The sequence below is a fragment of the Vibrio sp. 1288 genome (assembly GCF_033344475.1).
Genome location: NZ_JAWPOX010000950.1, coordinates 1 through 558, shown reverse-complemented (window position 1 = coordinate 558; position 558 = coordinate 1). Strand labels below are relative to the sequence as shown.

The 558-nt window shown below is 46.2% G+C and carries 1 protein-coding gene; it reads left to right on the top strand.

Features of this window, described 5'->3' with window-relative positions; genetic code table 11:
- Positions 1-558, top strand: a 558-nt coding sequence (locus R8O11_RS30280) for an MFS transporter (RefSeq protein WP_318195268.1), incomplete at both ends; no start/stop codon positions are given.

Below are 558 nucleotides of genomic sequence, written 5' to 3'. Positions count from 1 at the left end.
TCGACGAAGAGCTGCGAAAAAGTCACGCTAAAACAAACCTTTCAAGCCGTTCGTAAAAATAAGCCGTTGTTTTTTATTCTGGCAGCGTTTTTCATGAATGTGTTTTTCAATCTAGTGAATGGCCTGTACATTTTCTTCTTCACATACAACATGGGAGATGCAGGGTTAGTCTCTCTGATTGGTACCATCACTTTGGTAAGTGCGATCGCATGTTTGGCTACGCCTGTGCTGACAAAGCGTTTCAAAAAACGTGACATCTTTATTGCGCTGTGTGTTTTAGAGATCATCGCTCGCATTGGGTTCTATTTTACTGGCTATGATAATCCAACGGTCGTGATGGCGTGGTTAGCGGTGATTACTGGCATCTTTATGATGACCAACCCTCTTATCTCGGCCATGATTGCAGACACAGTAGAGTACTCGTACTACCACAGCGGCAAACGTACTGCGGCGATCACGTTCTCGGGACAAACCTTTACAGGCAAACTCTCTGTCGCGGTAGCGGGCGGCTTGACGGGGGTAATCTTGACGATGATTGGCTATGTACCAAATGCGGCG